Raw genomic sequence first — 15,960 nt, forward strand, 5'->3', positions numbered from 1 at the left:
GTGCGGGAATTTTGTAGGACAAAAAACTTGTAACCATATGCAATTGAGGAAGGCGAGAGGTTGTAGTGAGCAGGCTTGCCCTGCGCTGGAGTGCGAAGCGCTCCCAAACAATTTGGCGGCCTGCCACCCCGTTGCCGGTTTTCAGGGCCGCTTCGCGCCCCAGCGCAGGGCAAGCCTGCTCACCACGAAGATTAAGCTCACACCCTTAGTGCGGGTCGCACCTGATTGGTGCGTCAGCCAAGCACCCGAATGGGCGCGCCCTTGGCCCAGGCCTGGATATCTTCAATCATCTGCTCATAGAACTGCCGGTAGTTCTGCTCACTCACGTAGCCCACATGGGGCGTGGCGAGTACGTTGGGCAAGTGGCGAAACGGGTGATCCACCGGCAGCGGCTCTTCGGCGTACACATCCAGCGCCGCGCCCGCCAGGCGACCAGTGGTCAATGCCTGCACCAGCGCCTGCTCATCCACAATCGGCCCGCGCGCGGTATTCACCAACCGGGCCGTCGGCTTCATCCAACTCAATGCCTCGGCGTCGACCAGGCCACGGCTGCGGTCGCTGAGTACCAAATGAATCGTGAGAATGTCGGCCTGCTCAAACAGCTCGCGCTTGCTGACCCAGGTCGCCCCGGCCTGCACGGCGCGCTCCGGCGTGAGGTTTTCACTCCAGGCAATCACCCGCATGCCGAATACGTGGGCAAACTGCGCGACCCTCTGGCCAATACTGCCCAGGCCGAGAATGCCCAGGGTCTTGCCATGCAGGTCGCCGCCCAGGCCCGCCTGCCAGCCACCCGCGCGCAGTGAGTTGGCTTCGGCCAGCAGATTGCGGGTAGACGCCATGATCAGTGCCCAGGTCAGCTCCGGCGCCGCCTGCTTGTAGCTGTCGGTGCCGCACACCTGGATGCCCAGGGCCTTGGCGGCGGCAATATCGATGGCGGCATTGCGCATGCCGCCGGTCACCAACAACTTGAGGTTGGGCAAACCCTGCAACAGCGCTTGGTCGAAGGTCGAGCGTTCGCGCATGACGCAAATGACCGTGAACGCCTTTAAACGCTCAATCATCGTGGCGGTATCGGCCGGATAGTCGTGCAGGAAGTGCACCCGCCCCACGGCCTCCAGCGGCGACCAATCCACCACGCCACGGGCGACATTCTGCCAATCATCAATGACTGCGATCTGTACCGACATGCACGCGTGCCTCGAAAAAAGTTGGATTAAAGGGCGTTCAAGCCCTGCAACAGCGCCTGGTGAAACTTCGCCGGCTCTTCCATCTGCGGCGCATGGCCCAGGCCTGGAAACTCCACCAGTGTGGCGTGGGGAATCAGCTTGGCCACTTGCTTGCCCAATACCGCGTAGTTGCCGATCCTGGCCTTGACCGCCGGCGGCGCAATGTCTTTGCCAATGGCGGTGGTGTCGGCGGTCCCGATCAGCAACAGGGTAGGCATCTGCAGATGCTTGAACTCGTAGTACACCGGTTGGGTGAAGATCATGTCGTAAATCAATGCCGAGTTCCATGCGACCAGCGTATGCCCTGGGCCATTGCTCAGGCCCGCATACATGTCTACCCAACGCTCGTACTCCGGCTTCCAGCGTCCGACGTAATAGGTATTGAGTTGGTACTTGCGAATCCCCTCGGCACTGACTTTCTGCTCCCGCGCATACCATTGGTCGACGCTTAGCGTGGGCACGCCCAGGGCTTTCCAGTCTTCCAGGCCGATGGGATTGACCAGCCCGAGCTGCTCGGTCTGCTCGGGGTACATCAGCGCATAACGGGTGGCGAGCATGCCGCCGGTGGAATGGCCGAGCAGCGTGGCCTTCTGAATGCCGAGTTTTTCCAGCAGTTGGTGGGTGTTGAGGGCCAATTGCTGGAAGCTGTACTGGTAGTGGTCGGGCTTGCTGGAACTGCAGAAGCCGATCTGGTCCGGTGCAATCACCCGGTAACCGGCGTCGCTCAAGGCCTTGATCGTGCTTTCCCAGGTGGCGCCGCAAAAGTTCTTGCCATGCATCAGCACTACGCTGCGACCGTTGGGTTGCCCCTTGGCCGGCACGTCCATGTAGCCCATTTGCAGGGATTTACCTTGGGATTGGAATTGGAAATGTTCGAGGGGATAGGGGTATTGGAAGCCTTGCAGCTCAGGGCCATAGCTGGCGGCGAACGCCGGGGCGATGCTGGCCGTCAGCAGGCCGGCGATGCAAAAGGCACGGGATAGAGGCATGGGCGGGGCTCCGAACAGGGTGCTCGGATGCTGTTTGCGGGGGATTAACGGGGGATTAACACCCACTGCAAGGTCACGGCGGCGAGCACCGCGTATCGCAGGCCCTTGGCCAGGGTCACCAGCAGCAGGAACCGCCACAACGGCTCACGCATCACCCCGGCCACCAACGTCAGCGGGTCGCCAATGACCGGCAGCCAACTGAGCAGCAGCGTCCAATGCCCCCAGCGCTGGTAATGATGGCGGGCCTTTTCCAGCTGCTTGTCGCTGACCGGAAACCAGCGACGCTGCTTGAAGTGCTCCACCCAGCGCCCCAGCCACCAATTGACCAGCGAGCCGAGGACGTTGCCCAGGGTGGCGATACCCAGCAGCAGCCACAGGCTGTAATGCCCGCTGATCAACAGGCCAACCAGCACCGCTTCCGATTGCAGGGGCAGTAACGTCGCCGCGCCAAATGCGGCGAGAAACAGCCCCAGGTAACCCATCGGCACCGATCAGTGCGCCGGGTAGTCCGCCACCACCACATCCTGGCCGTCGCGGGTCAGGCCGATGACTTGATAGGCCTCGGCATGGCCGTCCATTTCCATGCCGGGCGAACCCATGGGCATGCCCGGTGCGGCGATACCCTGCAGGTCGTCGCGCTTGCGCAAGGCCAGTACCTGCTCGGCGGGCACATGGCCTTCGACGAACTTGCCGTCGATCACGGCGGTATGGCACGAGCCCAGGCGCGGGGCCACGCCCAGCCGCTGCTTGACCGCGCTCATGTCGGCTTCGACATGGTCATTGACCTTGAAGCCGTTGCTTTCCAGGTGGCTGATCCACTTTTTGCAGCAGCCACAATGGGCGTCGCGGTGCACATCGATGGGGATCAGGTCGGCGGCCTGGGCCAGGGTGGTGGTGAACAGCGCTGAAAGCAGGGCCAATCGCAATGGGGTTTTCATTGGGGTCTCGTCCAATACCGGGCAGTAAGCCGGGCATTCTCCCTGCTTTTATCCGTGGGACGTCGGGTTAATGTTTCAAAATTATACGGAGAGCGAGTTTTCCATCCGTTGCTTGAGCCGGTCCAGTGCAATCGCCGACAGCTCGATCATGCGTTCATGGAGGCTGGCCAACTGCAATTCGGTTTCATAGGTCAGCACGCGCTTGAACAGGGTGCCGTCGCGAAAGGGCTGCAAAAAGTAATGGATCGAACCGTCGACGGCCAGTGAGGTGAACACTGTCTTGAACTCGTCGGGACGCCGGGCGATCTGTACGCGGTAGCTCATGGGCACGCGTACTCCGAGCAGGTCGATCATTTCGGTAAAACGTGCGCCGGCGGGGAGGGGGCCGCTGGTGCCGGTGTCGGCACCGAGGGAGGTGGGGTGCCATTCGTGCCAGCGATCCGGTTGGGTCACATAGTCGTAGACGGCATCGATAGGGGCCTGGATAAAACGTTCCTGACTGATCCGTTCCAAGCGGACCGACTGCTCGACAGCGCGCATGGCACACCTCCTGTGTGGCTGTGAACTGTCAGAATAGTCCCACTCCCGCACATTGCACGGGAGTGTTTCAGCCATTTATCAGCGCACCTTGAACCGGCCCATCAACGCAATCACCCGGCCATTGGCGTCCAGCAGGCTTTGTGTATTGGTTTGCGTGGCATGGCCGCTTTGCACCAGCTCTTCGACCATATGTCGGATATGCACCATGCTGCGGTTGATCTCCTCGGTCACCGCGCTTTGCTGCTCGGCAGCGGTGGCGATCTGGGTGCTGAGGTCATTGATATGGCTGACCGAACCGGCCATCTCGTCGAGCCCGGTGTTCACCCGTGCCGTGGCATCCGCCGCCGACTGGCAGCTGGCCTGGGTGTTTTCCATGGCCGCCACCGACGAACTGACACCGGTGGTCAGGCGTGCGAGCATTTCATTGATCTGCGAAGTGCTGGCCTGGGTACGCGCCGCCAGGGCGCGGACTTCGTCGGCCACCACCGCAAAACCACGACCCTGCTCGCCGGCCCGCGCGGCTTCAATCGCGGCGTTGAGGGCCAGCAGGTTGGTCTGGCCGGCAATCGCGCCGATCACGCCGAGGGTTTCGGTGATGCGCGCGGCGTCCTGGCGCATGTTCTCGACGGTGTGAGTGGCACTGGCGACTTCGCCGATCAGCGCACTGACGCTGGTGGACGCTTCACCCACCACCACGCGGGAGCGGTCGGCGTGTTCGTTGGCGCGCTGGGTGAACGAAGCGGTTTGCGCCGCGTTCTGCGCCACCGTATCGGCGGTGGAACTCATCTCGGTGATGGCGGTAACGGTCTGGTCGGTCTCCGAGGCGTGGCGCACCAGGATGCTGTTGGTGTGCGCCGAGGTTTGCTGCAATTGCTCAAGGCCCGCTGACATGGCGCCAGTGGCCTGGGTCACTTCGCCGATCATGTCTTGCAGGTAGACGATAAAGCGGTTCACCGAATGGCCGATGGCGCCCAGTTCGTCTTCGGCGCGGATGGTGATGCGCCGCGTCAGGTCGGCATCGCCGGTGGACAGTGCGTCGATGTTGGTCTTCAGGATTTTCATGCGCTGCACCAATTGGCGGATCGCATACACCGCCAGCAGCACCAGCAGCAACACCATGGGGATCTGCAACAGGGCCAGGCTGCCGAGTACGTCATCGCGCTGGGCGGTGATCAGCGAGGTGGGCAGGGCGGTGGCGAGGAACCACGGCGTGCCTTCGATGGGGCGCATGTAGAAGGTACTGGCCACGCCCTGGTTGTCGAACTCGTTGCGCTGCAAGGCCTGGTCGCGATGGGCCAGGGCCTTGCTGACCTGGGCGGCAAAGGCCGAGGTCCCGGTCAGTTCACTGATGTTCTTCAACACCACCGGGCTGCTCAGGCGCGTGCTGTTGCTGATGATCTTGCCATCGCCTTCGACGATCAGCATTTGCCCGCCGATGTCCTTTTCCTTGCTGGCTACCAGTTCGTTGAAGAAACCCAGGGTCACGTCGATGGTGGCCACGCCGTACGCCGCGCCGTCACGCTGGATCGCCATGGCGCAGTTGGTGCGCGGCTCCTGGCTGGCGTCGTCCTTGTAGGCCGCGGCCCAGGCACATTGGCCACGTGGCGACGCGAGGCCGCCCTTGTACCAGCTCTGGTCGTAATAGTTGGGGGCAGGATCGCTGTTCCAGAAGGTGTTCACTGCCAGCTTGCCCGAGGCATCGCGGTGCCAGAAGGTGCTGTGCTTATTGCGCCCCGGCGTGCGCTGGTTGGGCAGCGGCCAGATACCGCCGCCGAAGACCTTCAGCTCACCATATTGGTCGACCAGGCCGGGCAGGACCTTGTCGATGGCATCGCTGTCGAGCAGGGGAATGGTCTGGGTGATGGTGCGTTGCTGGGACTGAACCTTGTTGAGTTCGCCCTGGATCTGCTCGGCCACCTCACTGATGCGGTTGAGCACCACCTGTTCCTCGGTATGGCGCAGCGTGGGCGCGACCAGTTGGCCGATGCCGACGACCGTCAACACGAACAACACCAGGACGAACAGCACCAGGAACAGGGTATAGCGAGCTTGGATGGAGCGCAGTGGGGGCATGGGGGTCGTCCTTACGAAGCGTTTATTATCGACGCGGCTGTTTTGGAGCTTCGTAGGGCTATCGGCTTGGCGAGGAAGAGCTTTAGGTACGGGGGTGCCAAATCAGGTTTTTAACATGGCGAGGCCAGCAGCTGCCTCGCCATGGGGATTACCGCTTATCGAATCAATGCCTGGCCTGCCGGCGCTGCATTAGTTCCCGCGACCTTGAGGGCTGGGTGTCCATAAGTAGGACTGCCTCAAGGGTTTGCCCATTTCTGCATTCAGGGCGTTCTCAGTGAAGTGTTTCGGATTGGTTACACGCGCTGATGTCGAGGGAGGGGTGCCGTCCTGAGAAGGTTCTTCAACGTAGGGTAAACCGATGACTTGACGTTTGTTGTTCTCGACAAGGCCTTCCTCCCCCGGCTCTTCGCGGGTGTACCCATGCTCGGATGTACCGGTTGCGTAGGTGTAGGCTTGGTTTATCTCATGGGCGAGACCGGTTACGGGCACCATTGTATTGGTACGCTCGGCGTTTTCGATAATAGATGGCGGTTCATAGCGAATGATGCCGCGAGTGACGCGGAAACCGGGAACGCCATCCGTGATATGCCCGTAGGTTCCGGCTTCTGCGCTTTCGCGCTCCTCGGGCGTCAATTCATCCAGTTCACTACCGCCAGGAATGTAGTCGGTACCGCCGTTCCCGATTGGCTCAATGGTGACCTTGCCGCCATTTGTTACCGCGAGCTCATCCATTTGTTTGAGTGCTTGTTGCCCTATGGGTGAACTGCGCAGAAATTCAAAATCGTCGGCGACGCGCTGCTTGAAAGCCTGTGCGTCCTCCTCCGGGGTCTGAGGGGGAGTTTCTACACTGAATCCCAGGTTGCCGGCATTGCTTGGCTTCACTTCGGTGAAAGTCGAACCTCTGGTGCGGTCGAAACCATCCGTGGCCTTGGCATAGATAAGGTCCTTGCGCTGGTTGTTCCAGATAGTGTCGTTTCCTTTGCCGGTGTAGAAGGTCGTGCGCTCGTACCCTGCAAGGACGTCGTCGCCATTGCCCCCATGTGCAACGGTATGTCCGCTGCCTGAGAGGAGTACATCGTTGTCGTCGCCACCGTCCAGATAGGTCTGCCTGGTGGAGGGGCCAAAGCCTGCAATGAGCAGGTCCTTGCCTTTATTGCCGTACATTACGCCATTGCCGGGACCTCCCATGATTGTGTCATCGCCGTCGTTGCCCTCGGCATAACCCAGTCCGCTGCCCAACTGCAGGATATCGTTGCCAGCCCCTCCGAAAAGCCTGCTGCGACCTCCGCCCGCCTGGAGATAATCGTTGCCGTCGCCGCCTTGCACGCTCACGCGAAGCTTGACGTCATCGTCGATGATGACCGTGTCGTCACCGCCGTGGCTTTCGATGAATAGCTCGTGCTCGCTTCTTTCGTTTGTATTGATATCGACTAAATGCGGTTTATCGTTGATGAAGATCTGCAGCTTGTCCACCGACCAACTGCGCACGTGGATACGGTCGGCGGCATTACCGGTTTGCAGGTGCAGATAACTGGTCAGGATCTCCGGTTTTTCGGGGTCAGATGGGTCCCAGTCAACGACCCTGCTGATTTTGGTGTCACCGTCTACAAGCAGCGTGTGGGTGCGGCGGTTCACGATGCCTGGCGTCAGGTCGGTGGGAGGGGTGAAGTGCGAAACGTTTGTTTCAGCGAAAGGCCGGGGGAGTTGGGCGTAGAGTCCGGATGTCAAGGAGTGGGCAAGTGCAGATAACATCGGTATGTCCTCTGGGGTGGCGTGTAAGGGCATCCTGATTACGTATCAGGGTTGCTATTACGTGGAACTCCGACTGAGAAGGTTCCCCGCCCCCGGAGGGGCTTTAGTGCTAAACGTGTTGGCGTCGGAGCACCGCAAACCGGGTGCCCCTTGAGCTTGGCCGTCAGATATCCAGCATGGCCATCACCTCTGCGGGATAGCGCAGGCCGGCACTTGCATCGGCCGGAAAGATCCTCTCCAGTGCCGCCAGTTCAGCCGCGCCGAGGCGGATTGACACGGCCTCCACGTTCTCCTGCAGGTACTTGCGCTGCTTGGTGCCAGGAATCGGAATAATGAAGTCGCCTTGTGCCAACACCCACGCCAGCGCCAGTTGCCCGGCGGTGACGCCTTTGTCGGCTGCGAGGGTTTGAACCTGCTTGACCAGTTGCAGGTTCTTCGCGAAGTTCTCGCCCTGGAAGCGTGGGTTGGTGCGACGGTAGTCATCGGCATCGAAATCCGCCGGGCTTTTCAGGGCGCCCGTCAGAAAGCCTCGGCCCAGCGGGCTGTAAGGCACAAACGCGATGCCCAGGCGTTGGCAGGCCGCGAGGCAGCCGTTGCTTTCCTGGTCGCGGCTCCACAGGGAATATTCGCTTTGCAGGGCGCTGATCGGGTGCACCTTATGGGCGCGCTCCAGCGTGGCGGCGGATGCCTCGCTCAGCCCCAGGTAACGCACCTTGCCTTGCTGCACCAAGTCGGCCATGGCTCCGACGGTTTCTTCGATGGCCACCTGCGGGTCGATTCGGTGCTGGTAGTACAGGTCCAGGGTGTCCACGCCCAGGCGCTGCAAGGTGCCGTTGATGGCATCGCGAATGTACTCGGGGCGACCGTTCACTCCACGCACCGCCGGATTGGCCGGTTCACGCACAATGCCGAACTTGCTCGCCAGGAACACCTGGTCACGTTTGCCGGCAATGGCTTTGCCGATCAGTTGCTCATTGGTGTGGGGGCCGTACATATCGGCGGTATCAAGGAAATTGACGCCCAACTCCAAGGCGCGATGCAGCGTGGCAGTGGCCTCCGAGGTGTCGGTGCCGGGGGCGTAGAAATCACTCATGCCCATGCAGCCGAGGCCGATGGCACTGACGTGGGGACCGTTCTTACCGAGTTGACGAGTGTGCATGGGTGCAGCTCCTGATGAGGTAGGACGCCATTGTTGCCCTCGACAAAACCGGGATAAACCGGCTAAAAGCACTATCACTATTGATAATTTCTAAATAATCCTCCTGGAGTCGGCCCTTGGATCGTTTTAACGCCATGCGGGTGTTTACCCGGATTGTCGAGTTGGGTGGATTTGCCAAGGCCGCCGACAGCCTGCAACTGCCGCGCGCGTCGGTGACCATCCTGATCAAGCAACTGGAGGCGCACCTGGGCGTGCAGTTGCTGCAGCGCACCACGCGCCAGGTCAGCCCGACCCTGGACGGCGCGGCGTATTACCAGCGCTGCGTACAGCTGCTCACTGACCTAGAGGAAACCGAGGCGGTGTTCTCCACCCGCCGCCAGAACCCACGCGGCACCCTGAGCGTGGATATGCCCTCGGGGATCGGGCGCCTGATTGTGATTCCCGCGTTGCCGGCGTTCACCGCGCGCTATCCGCAGATCGAATTGGACATCGGCCTGAACGACCGCCCGGTGGACCTGATCCGCGAAGGTGTGGATTGCGTGCTGCGCGGCGGTCCGGCGCTGGATGAGTCGCTGGTGGCCAGGCCTTTGGCAATGATGGACCAGCTGACCCTGGCGAGCCCCGGGTACCTGGAGCGCATGGGCATACCGGCGGGCCTCGACGACCTGGCCAATCACCAGATGGTCGAGTATGTCTCCACGGCCAGTGGCAAGCGGTTCGGCCTGGAGTTCCTGGTCGACAACGCCGTGCACTCGATCCAGTTGCCCAAGCGCGTGGCGGTCAACAGCTCCGATGGTTATTTCGCTGCGTGCGAAGCCGGCTACGGCCTGATTCAGGCGCCGCACTATCATGCGATGCGGCAACTGGCCGAGGGCCGCCTGGTGCCCGTGCTGGCGCAGTTGCCCGTGCCGACAATGGCGCTGACGGCGCTGTATCCGCCCCATCGCCAGTTGTCACAGCGGGTGAGGGTGTTCGTGGACTGGCTGGTTGAGCTGTGCCGACAGCCGGGCACCGGTTTGCACCGCTAGGCCTGGGCCTTGCGGTAAGCGCCGGGTTGCTGCCCGGTCACTTTGTGGAAGGCGCGGGTAAACGCCGCCACGGACTGATAACCCACCGCCACTGCGACATCCGCGACGGTCTGGTCCTGCTTGAACAATTGGCAGGCGTGGCGCATGCGCATCATCAGCAGCACCTGGCCGGGCGACTGCCCGCACAATTCAGTGAAGCGCTTGAAAAACGCCGAGCGCGACAAGCCGGTGCAGGCCGCCATGCTTTCCAGGGTCCAGGCGTCTGCCGGGCGGGCGATCAAGTGTTCCAGCAGGTTCGCGAACGCCGGCTGGCGCCCCAGCGCGGCCAGGCCACCGAGTGCGTGGTTATCCAGCACTTGCTGGCGCAGTACATACAGGAACAGCAGGTGGCACAGGCGCTCGAGCAAGGCCGCGGACGGCGCCGGGTCGCGCTGGCACTCCTGCAGGATCAGCTCGAACAGGTTGCGGGCGGCCGTCAGCGAGGGGTCGCCGGCCCGCAGGACGATCCACGCGGGCAGGGTGTCGACGATCATCGCCGACAAGCCCGACTGGAAGTGAAAGAACCCGCACACCAGCCCCACGCCGTCGCTGGCGCCGTTGTCCAGGGGCAGCATCGGGCGTCGCGGACATTCCTGCGCGCCAGCCGCCGTGGCTGCCCCGGACAACCGATATTCCAGGTCACGGAGCAGGAACACCGCGTCGCCGTTGTTCAACGCTACGGCGGTGGGTTCGCCGGCGATGTGCAGCCAGCACTCGCCTTGCACGATCAGGTGGAAACTCGCACGCGCCAGGCCGTGGGTGCTGGCATGCCAATCGCCGCAATAGCGCCCGACATGGAACAGGCTGGTGTTGAGTTCGAGGCTGTCTAATAACCAATCGACAAGGGCACTGGAAGAATTCATCTAATGGAAAGACTCAAGAGCAAGTAATCGCTACTTTAGCCTATTGAGAGGATTTCTTATAACCAACAGACTGGATACACGAACCCTCAGGAGACCGCTCCATGTCCCGTGTACCGCTGCTCACCCCGCAAACCGCGCCACCCGCCGCCAAGCCGCTGCTGGAAAATGCGCTGAAAGCCTCGGGCTTCATCCCCAATCTGCTGGCCGTGCTGGCCAATGCCCCGGCGGCGCTGGAAACCTACATCACCGTCTCGGGCCTGAACGCCAAGGCCGAGCTGAGCCTGGCCGATCGCGAAGTGGTGCAGTTGATTGCCGCCACCACCCACGGCTGCGATTTCTGCGTCGCCGGCCACACCGCCGTGGCGCGCAACAAGGCCAAGCTGCCGGAAGAGGTGATCGACGCCCTGCGCCAGCGCGGCGAATTGCCCAATGCCCGGTATGAGACACTCGCTGCCTTTACCCGGGAAGTCATTGCCACCCGTGGCGATGTCAGCGATGCCGGTTTTGACGCGTTCCGCGCCGCCGGTTATACCGAAGGCCAGGCCCTGGAAGTTATTTTGGGGGTGAGCCTGGCAACCCTGTGCAACTTCGCTAACGTGTTTGCCCGTACCCCGCTGAACCCGGAGCTGGCGCAATACCGTTGGGAAAAACCGGCCAGCTGAATGGCTGATGGTCCCGCTGCTTTGACAAGGAGAAACATGAATGCTTGACCCGATCTTGAGCCGTTGGCTCGATGTTCAAGCGCAGGCCCTGGATGTGGGCAGTTGCGATCCCCAGGAAGTGCTGCCCCGGCTGGCAGAGGCCAACGTACTGCGTATCGGTGTGCCAAAAGCCTTCGGCGGCCTGGGCGGCGATGTGGCCGGCGCTGTCGAGGCCATCGCCCATGTCGCCAGCCATTCGTTGGCGGCGGCGTTTGTGTGCTGGGGCCAGCGCTCGTTTATCGAGTATTTGCTGCAGAGCCCGAATGAGCGGCTGCGCGAGCAATTGCTGCCGGACCTGCTCAGCGGCAGGCTGGCGGGGGCCACCGGTTTGTCGAATGCCATGAAGTTCCTGTCGGGCATCGAGACGCTGCAGATCAGCGCCGAGCCCACCGATCACGGCTGGACCCTCAACGGTCGCCTGCACTGGGTGACCAACCTGCGCAAGAACGGCTTTGTCGCGGCGGCGGCGGTCGAGCATGCCGGCGGCGGCGCGCCGTTTATCCTGGCGATCCCGGATTCGGTGGCTGGCCTGCAACGTTCCGGCGACCTGGAACTGCTCGGCCTGCAATCGAGCAACACCGCAGCCCTGGGCCTGGAAGGTGTCGAGCTGAGTCGCGAGTGGTTGCTGCATGAGGATGCACGCAAGTTCCTGCCGGCCGTGCGCCCGGCGTTCCTGGGCTTGCAGTGCGGTATGTCGATCGGCCTGGCCCGGCGTTCGCTGGCGGAAGTCGCCCATCACCTGGGCGCGGCCCGCACGGTGTTGCGCGAAGAACTCGAAGGGTTGCGCGGGACCTTGGATCACCTGGTGACCGAGCTGCAGAATGGCCTGCTCGCCGGGCGCTTCGCCGCCGAGCCGGTGGCGCTGTTCAAGTTGCGCATCGGCCTGGCCGAAACCGCCGCCAGCGCGGTGCAGCTGGAACTGCAGGCCAGTGGCGGCAAGGCTTACCTCACGGCCCATGGCAGTGGGTTTGCGCGGCGCTGGCGGGAGTCGGCATTTGTGCCGATCGTCACGCCCAGCCTGGTGCAATTGCGCACCGAGTTGCAACGCCAGGCCAACCTGTGAGCCCGGTGGTATTGAGTGCCCGGGGCATTGGCCTGGGGTACGCCGGCGGCCCGGTGCTGCAAGGCTTCGACCTGCAATTGCAGCGCGGTGAAGTGGTGTCGATCCTGGGCCCCAGCGGGGTCGGCAAGTCCAGCCTGTTGCGGGTGCTCGCCGGTTTGCAGACGCCCCAGGAAGGCAAGGTGCAGGTGTTGGGCGAGCCGTTGAGCGGCCCCCATCCACGTGTCGCCGTAGCGTTCCAGGACCCCAGCCTGTTGCCGTGGTTGAGCCTGGAAAAGAACGTCGCGTTCGGCCTGGATTTCGCCCGCCAGCCGCACCTGGGTGCTGATGAGCGCCGCCGGCGCGTCGACCACGCCATCGCGGCGGTTGGCCTGGAGCACGCCCGCCAGCAATTTCCGGCGCAGCTGTCCGGCGGCATGGCCCAGCGCACCGCGTTGGCCCGTTGCCTGGCACGCCAGCCCCAGGTGCTGTTGCTGGATGAGCCCTTCGGTGCGCTGGATGAAGTGACCCGTGCCGATATGCAGCACCTGTTGCTCAAGGTCAACCGTGAGCAGGGTTCGGCGGCGGTGTTGATCACCCATGACATCGACGAAGCGCTGCTGTTGTCCGACCGCATCCTGCTGCTGGGCAACCGCCCGGCGCGGACGCTGGGCGAATGGCGCATCGACCTGCCGCAACCGCGGGAAGAACAGGTGGAAGCGATCGGCGCGCTGCGCATCGAGATTCTTAAAACCCTACGGCAGGCGAGCCGCCCTCAACCCCAACCCCTTGACCTGCCGGAGCCCAGCCATGTGCCTGGATGACCTGACCCACTCGCGCCGTGACTTTCTCAAACTTTCCGCGGTACTCAGTGCCGCCGGCGCCTTGCCGCTGCTGAGCAGCCTGCAGGCCCGCGCCGCCAGCGAGCCGGATGCGCCGGTGCGCATCGGCTACCTGCCGATCACCGACGCGACGCCCTTGTTGGTGGCGCATAACAACGGCCTGTTCGAAGCCGAAGGCATCAAGGCCGAGCGCCCGGTGTTGCTGCGCAGTTGGGCGCAGGTGATCGAGGCGTTTATCTCCGGGCAGGTCAACGTGATCCACCTGCTGTCGCCGATGACCGTGTGGGCGCGCTATGGCAGCCAGGTGCCGGCCAAGGTGGTGGCGTGGAACCATGTGGGCGGTTCGGGGCTCACCGTGGCACCGGGTATTACCGAGGTGAAGCAACTGGGCGGCAAGTCGGTGGCGATCCCGTTCTGGTATTCGATCCATAACGTGGTGGTGCAGCAACTGTTCCGCGACAACGGCCTGACCCCGGTGGCGCGTGCCGCCGGCAGTGCGATCGGCGCCAATGAAGTCAACCTGATCGTGCTGCCGCCTTCGGACATGCCGCCGGCCCTGGCCAGCCAGCGCATCGACGGCTATATCGTCGCCGAGCCGTTCAACGCCCTGGCGGAGAACCTCAAGGTCGGGCGTGTGCAGCGGTTTACCGGCGACGTGTGGCGCAATCACGCGTGCTGCGTGGTGTTCATGCACGAACACGACCTGAACAATCGCCCGGAGTGGTCGCAGAAAGTCGTGAATGCGATCGTCAAGGCCCAGGTGTGGACCCGTGATAACCGCGCAGAGGCGGTGAAACTGCTGTCCAAGGACGGCCCGAACCGCTACACGCCACATGCCGAGCCGGTGTTGAGCAAAGTCCTGGCGCCAGCCGCTGCCGACCGCGCGGCCTACCTAGCCGATGGCGCGATCCGGCATGCCGACTGGGACGAGCACCGCATCGACTTCCAGCCCTATCCATTCCCCAGCTACACCGAGGAATTGGTGCGACGCTTGAAGGACACGCTGATCGAGGGGGACAAGAAATTCCTCGCCGACCTGGACCCGGCCTTTGTCGCCAAGGATCTGGTGGATGACCGTTTTGTGCGCAACGCCATCCAAGCGGTGGGCGGCATGGGCATCTTCGGTTTGCCCGAGGGCTTTGAGCGGACCGAGGAGATTGGCGTTTGAACAACCGCAGAGTCCCGGGCTGGTTGCTCGGGTTGAGTGGCCTGGCCGGCCTGTTGTTGCTGTGGTGGCTGGGGGTGAAGGTGTGGGGCGATGGGGGCGGCCTGGCGGCGCGCTTTTCGCTGGCCGCCACCTTCAGCAGCCTGTGGGAATTGCTGGGGCGCGGTGAGCTGTATCTGCATATTGTCGTGAGCCTCAAGCGTATCTTCGTCGGGCTGTTCCTGGCCTTGCTGGTGGGGGTGCCGCTGGGGCTGCTGGTGGGCAGTTCGCGCAACCTGGAAGCGGCGACCACGCCGGCCTTCCAGTTTCTGCGGATGATCTCACCGCTGTCCTGGATGCCCATCGTGGTGATGCTGATGGGGGTAGGGGACCAACCGATCTACTTCCTGCTGGCGTTTGCCGCAGTGTGGCCGATCATGCTCAACACCGCCGCCGGCGTGCGCCAACTCGACCCGCGCTGGCTGCAGTTGAGCAGCAGCCTGAGCGCCACGCGCTGGGAAACCTTGCGCCGGGTGATCATCCCTGGCGTGGTGGGCCACGTGCTGACCGGCGTACGGCTGGCCATCGGGATCCTGTGGATCGTGCTGGTGCCGTGCGAAATGCTCGGGGTCAGCGCGGGGCTCGGCTACTACATCCTGGATACCCGTGATCGCCTGGCCTATTCGGAACTGATGGCGATGGTGTTGCTGATCGGGCTGTTGGGGTTTGCCCTGGATGCGCTTGCACGCGGGTTGCATCAGCGCTGGGCGCATGGGGGGAGCCAGTGACGGCATGGCCTGAGCCCGGCGGCCCGCCGTCGTCGGGGTGAGCGGCACACCGGAGGAGCCAAAGCTTTTCATCACCTGTAACATAAGACCCCGTCGACCCCGTGCATCCCGTCGCCGGGTATGTGCCTGGCGTGTTCGGCGATACACAGTGAATACATTCTTCCGGTTCAGGAACCCGTCATGACCCAAAAGCAACGCTTGAAATACTCGATCCTGATCGCCCTGGCGGTATTGGCGACGATGTTTGGCCTGTCCTACCTGCAGAACATCGGGTTTATCAGTGAGAAGACGTTCCAGACCATCGCCATCGCCGTCGCGGTCGTCGTGGTGGTGATCAACGGCATCATGCGCCGCAAGGTCAAGCTTTAAGGTCCGCCTCAGCTTCGAGCGTCGAGTACCTTGGCAGCCTCTTCATGGAGGCTGTAGCTTTTATCTGCGTTAAGGGTGATCACGCCTTCGCTGCACAGGCGCTTGAGCACCTCGCGCACACTCAGGAACGACAACGGGATCCCCAGCTCCAGCAAATGGCTGTGCACGCCACGTACCCCCAGGGTGCGCTGGTTGTCGGCGGCGGTGAGCAGGGCGTCGATGACCTTCAGCCGGATCAGGCTGGTGCGCAGGCCGAAACACTTGAGCAGGTGGCGAATACGCTGGTTGCCTTGCTGTTCGGGGGGGTTGCCGAACGCTTGGGCGCCGTTGCCAAATTGGCTGTCGGCTGCGGGTGGATGTCCGTCCGTGGGCACTTGCGGGTTGTACATGCAAAAACTCCTTATCAGAGCCTGATCAGGAAAATGATGGCGCTCTTAGTTAATAAGACGAACGAGCGTGCTAAATCATGA

At 62.7% G+C, this 15,960-nt stretch carries 17 protein-coding genes; 7 read left to right on the forward strand and 10 right to left on the reverse strand.

The genetic code is table 11. The annotated features are described in order from the left end of the window. Nucleotides 1-233: 233 nt before the first annotated feature. From C8K58_RS03265 to C8K58_RS03300, 8 genes are all read right to left on the reverse strand, one after another. Nucleotides 234-1,187: a D-2-hydroxyacid dehydrogenase family protein gene (locus tag C8K58_RS03265; protein WP_108573000.1), complete on the reverse strand. Its 954-nt coding sequence runs from the start codon at nt 1,185-1,187 to the stop codon at nt 234-236. Between the two features lie 26 nt (nt 1,188-1,213). Beyond that, nucleotides 1,214-2,215 (reverse strand): alpha/beta fold hydrolase, encoded by a 1,002-nt coding sequence (locus tag C8K58_RS03270; RefSeq protein WP_027606737.1) that lies wholly within the window; start codon nt 2,213-2,215, stop codon nt 1,214-1,216. Nucleotides 2,216-2,259: 44 nt separating this feature from the next. Next, nucleotides 2,260-2,697 (reverse strand): YqaA family protein, encoded by a 438-nt coding sequence (locus C8K58_RS03275; protein ID WP_027606736.1) that lies wholly within the window; start codon nt 2,695-2,697, stop codon nt 2,260-2,262. Between the two features lie 9 nt (nt 2,698-2,706). Further along, nucleotides 2,707-3,153: a DUF411 domain-containing protein gene (locus C8K58_RS03280; protein WP_027606735.1), complete on the reverse strand. Its 447-nt coding sequence runs from the start codon at nt 3,151-3,153 to the stop codon at nt 2,707-2,709. Nucleotides 3,154-3,234: 81 nt separating this feature from the next. Further along, nucleotides 3,235-3,693, reverse strand: a complete 459-nt coding sequence (locus tag C8K58_RS03285; protein WP_027606734.1) for an SRPBCC family protein — start codon at nt 3,691-3,693, stop codon at nt 3,235-3,237. Between the two features lie 78 nt (nt 3,694-3,771). Next, nucleotides 3,772-5,766 carry a methyl-accepting chemotaxis protein gene (locus C8K58_RS03290; protein ID WP_092357067.1) on the reverse strand — a complete coding sequence of 665 codons (1,995 nt, stop codon included), beginning with the start codon at nt 5,764-5,766 and terminating at the stop codon, nt 3,772-3,774. Between the two features lie 189 nt (nt 5,767-5,955). Beyond that, nucleotides 5,956-7,518: a M91 family zinc metallopeptidase gene (locus C8K58_RS03295; RefSeq protein WP_092357071.1), complete on the reverse strand. Its 1,563-nt coding sequence runs from the start codon at nt 7,516-7,518 to the stop codon at nt 5,956-5,958. A gap of 163 nt (nt 7,519-7,681) precedes the next feature. Beyond that, nucleotides 7,682-8,677, reverse strand: coding sequence for an aldo/keto reductase (locus tag C8K58_RS03300; RefSeq protein WP_027606732.1), 996 nt, complete (start codon nt 8,675-8,677; stop codon nt 7,682-7,684). Nucleotides 8,678-8,793: 116 nt separating this feature from the next. On the opposite strand from C8K58_RS03300, the gene C8K58_RS03305 reads away from it, so the two are divergent. Continuing rightward, nucleotides 8,794-9,705, forward strand: coding sequence for a LysR family transcriptional regulator (locus C8K58_RS03305; protein ID WP_108573002.1), 912 nt, complete (start codon nt 8,794-8,796; stop codon nt 9,703-9,705). Here C8K58_RS03305 and C8K58_RS03310 read toward each other — a convergent pair. Continuing rightward, nucleotides 9,702-10,607 (reverse strand): AraC family transcriptional regulator, encoded by a 906-nt coding sequence (locus C8K58_RS03310; protein WP_092357080.1) that lies wholly within the window; start codon nt 10,605-10,607, stop codon nt 9,702-9,704. The genes C8K58_RS03305 and C8K58_RS03310 overlap by 4 nt on opposite strands. A 101-nt stretch (nt 10,608-10,708) precedes the next feature. On the opposite strand from C8K58_RS03310, the gene C8K58_RS03315 reads away from it, so the two are divergent. From C8K58_RS03315 to C8K58_RS03340, 6 genes are all read left to right on the forward strand, one after another. Next, entirely contained in the window at nt 10,709-11,269 is a 561-nt protein-coding gene (locus C8K58_RS03315; RefSeq protein WP_027606729.1) for a carboxymuconolactone decarboxylase family protein, read from the forward strand. A 40-nt stretch (nt 11,270-11,309) separates the two neighbouring features. Further along, the gene (locus C8K58_RS03320; protein ID WP_027606728.1) at nt 11,310-12,371 is read left to right on the forward strand and encodes an acyl-CoA dehydrogenase family protein; all 1,062 of its coding nucleotides are present in this window, start codon (nt 11,310-11,312) and stop codon (nt 12,369-12,371) included. Beyond that, the gene (locus C8K58_RS03325) at nt 12,368-13,171 is read left to right on the forward strand and encodes an ABC transporter ATP-binding protein (RefSeq protein WP_108573004.1); all 804 of its coding nucleotides are present in this window, start codon (nt 12,368-12,370) and stop codon (nt 13,169-13,171) included. The genes C8K58_RS03320 and C8K58_RS03325 overlap by 4 nt, the downstream gene beginning before the upstream one ends. Further along, complete coding sequence (locus C8K58_RS03330; RefSeq protein WP_092357083.1) at nt 13,158-14,357, forward strand: ABC transporter substrate-binding protein; 1,200 nt, start codon at nt 13,158-13,160, stop codon at nt 14,355-14,357. Before C8K58_RS03325 ends, C8K58_RS03330 begins: the two co-directional genes overlap by 14 nt. Next, nucleotides 14,354-15,121: an ABC transporter permease gene (locus tag C8K58_RS03335; protein ID WP_092357086.1), complete on the forward strand. Its 768-nt coding sequence runs from the start codon at nt 14,354-14,356 to the stop codon at nt 15,119-15,121. The genes C8K58_RS03330 and C8K58_RS03335 overlap by 4 nt, the downstream gene beginning before the upstream one ends. A 180-nt stretch (nt 15,122-15,301) precedes the next feature. Further along, a complete protein-coding gene (locus C8K58_RS03340) occupies nt 15,302-15,490 on the forward strand; it encodes a hypothetical protein (protein WP_027606724.1) in 189 nt (62 codons plus the stop codon). An 8-nt stretch (nt 15,491-15,498) separates the two neighbouring features. Here the strand turns inward: C8K58_RS03340 and C8K58_RS03345 are convergent, their stop codons facing one another. Continuing rightward, nucleotides 15,499-15,879 carry a fe2+ zn2+ uptake regulation protein gene (locus tag C8K58_RS03345; RefSeq protein ID WP_027606723.1) on the reverse strand — a complete coding sequence of 127 codons (381 nt, stop codon included), beginning with the start codon at nt 15,877-15,879 and terminating at the stop codon, nt 15,499-15,501. Nucleotides 15,880-15,960: the final 81 nt, after the last annotated feature.

The organism is Pseudomonas sp. GV047 (genome assembly GCF_003058245.1).
Taxonomy (GTDB): Bacteria; Pseudomonadota; Gammaproteobacteria; order Pseudomonadales; family Pseudomonadaceae; genus Aquipseudomonas; species Aquipseudomonas marginalis.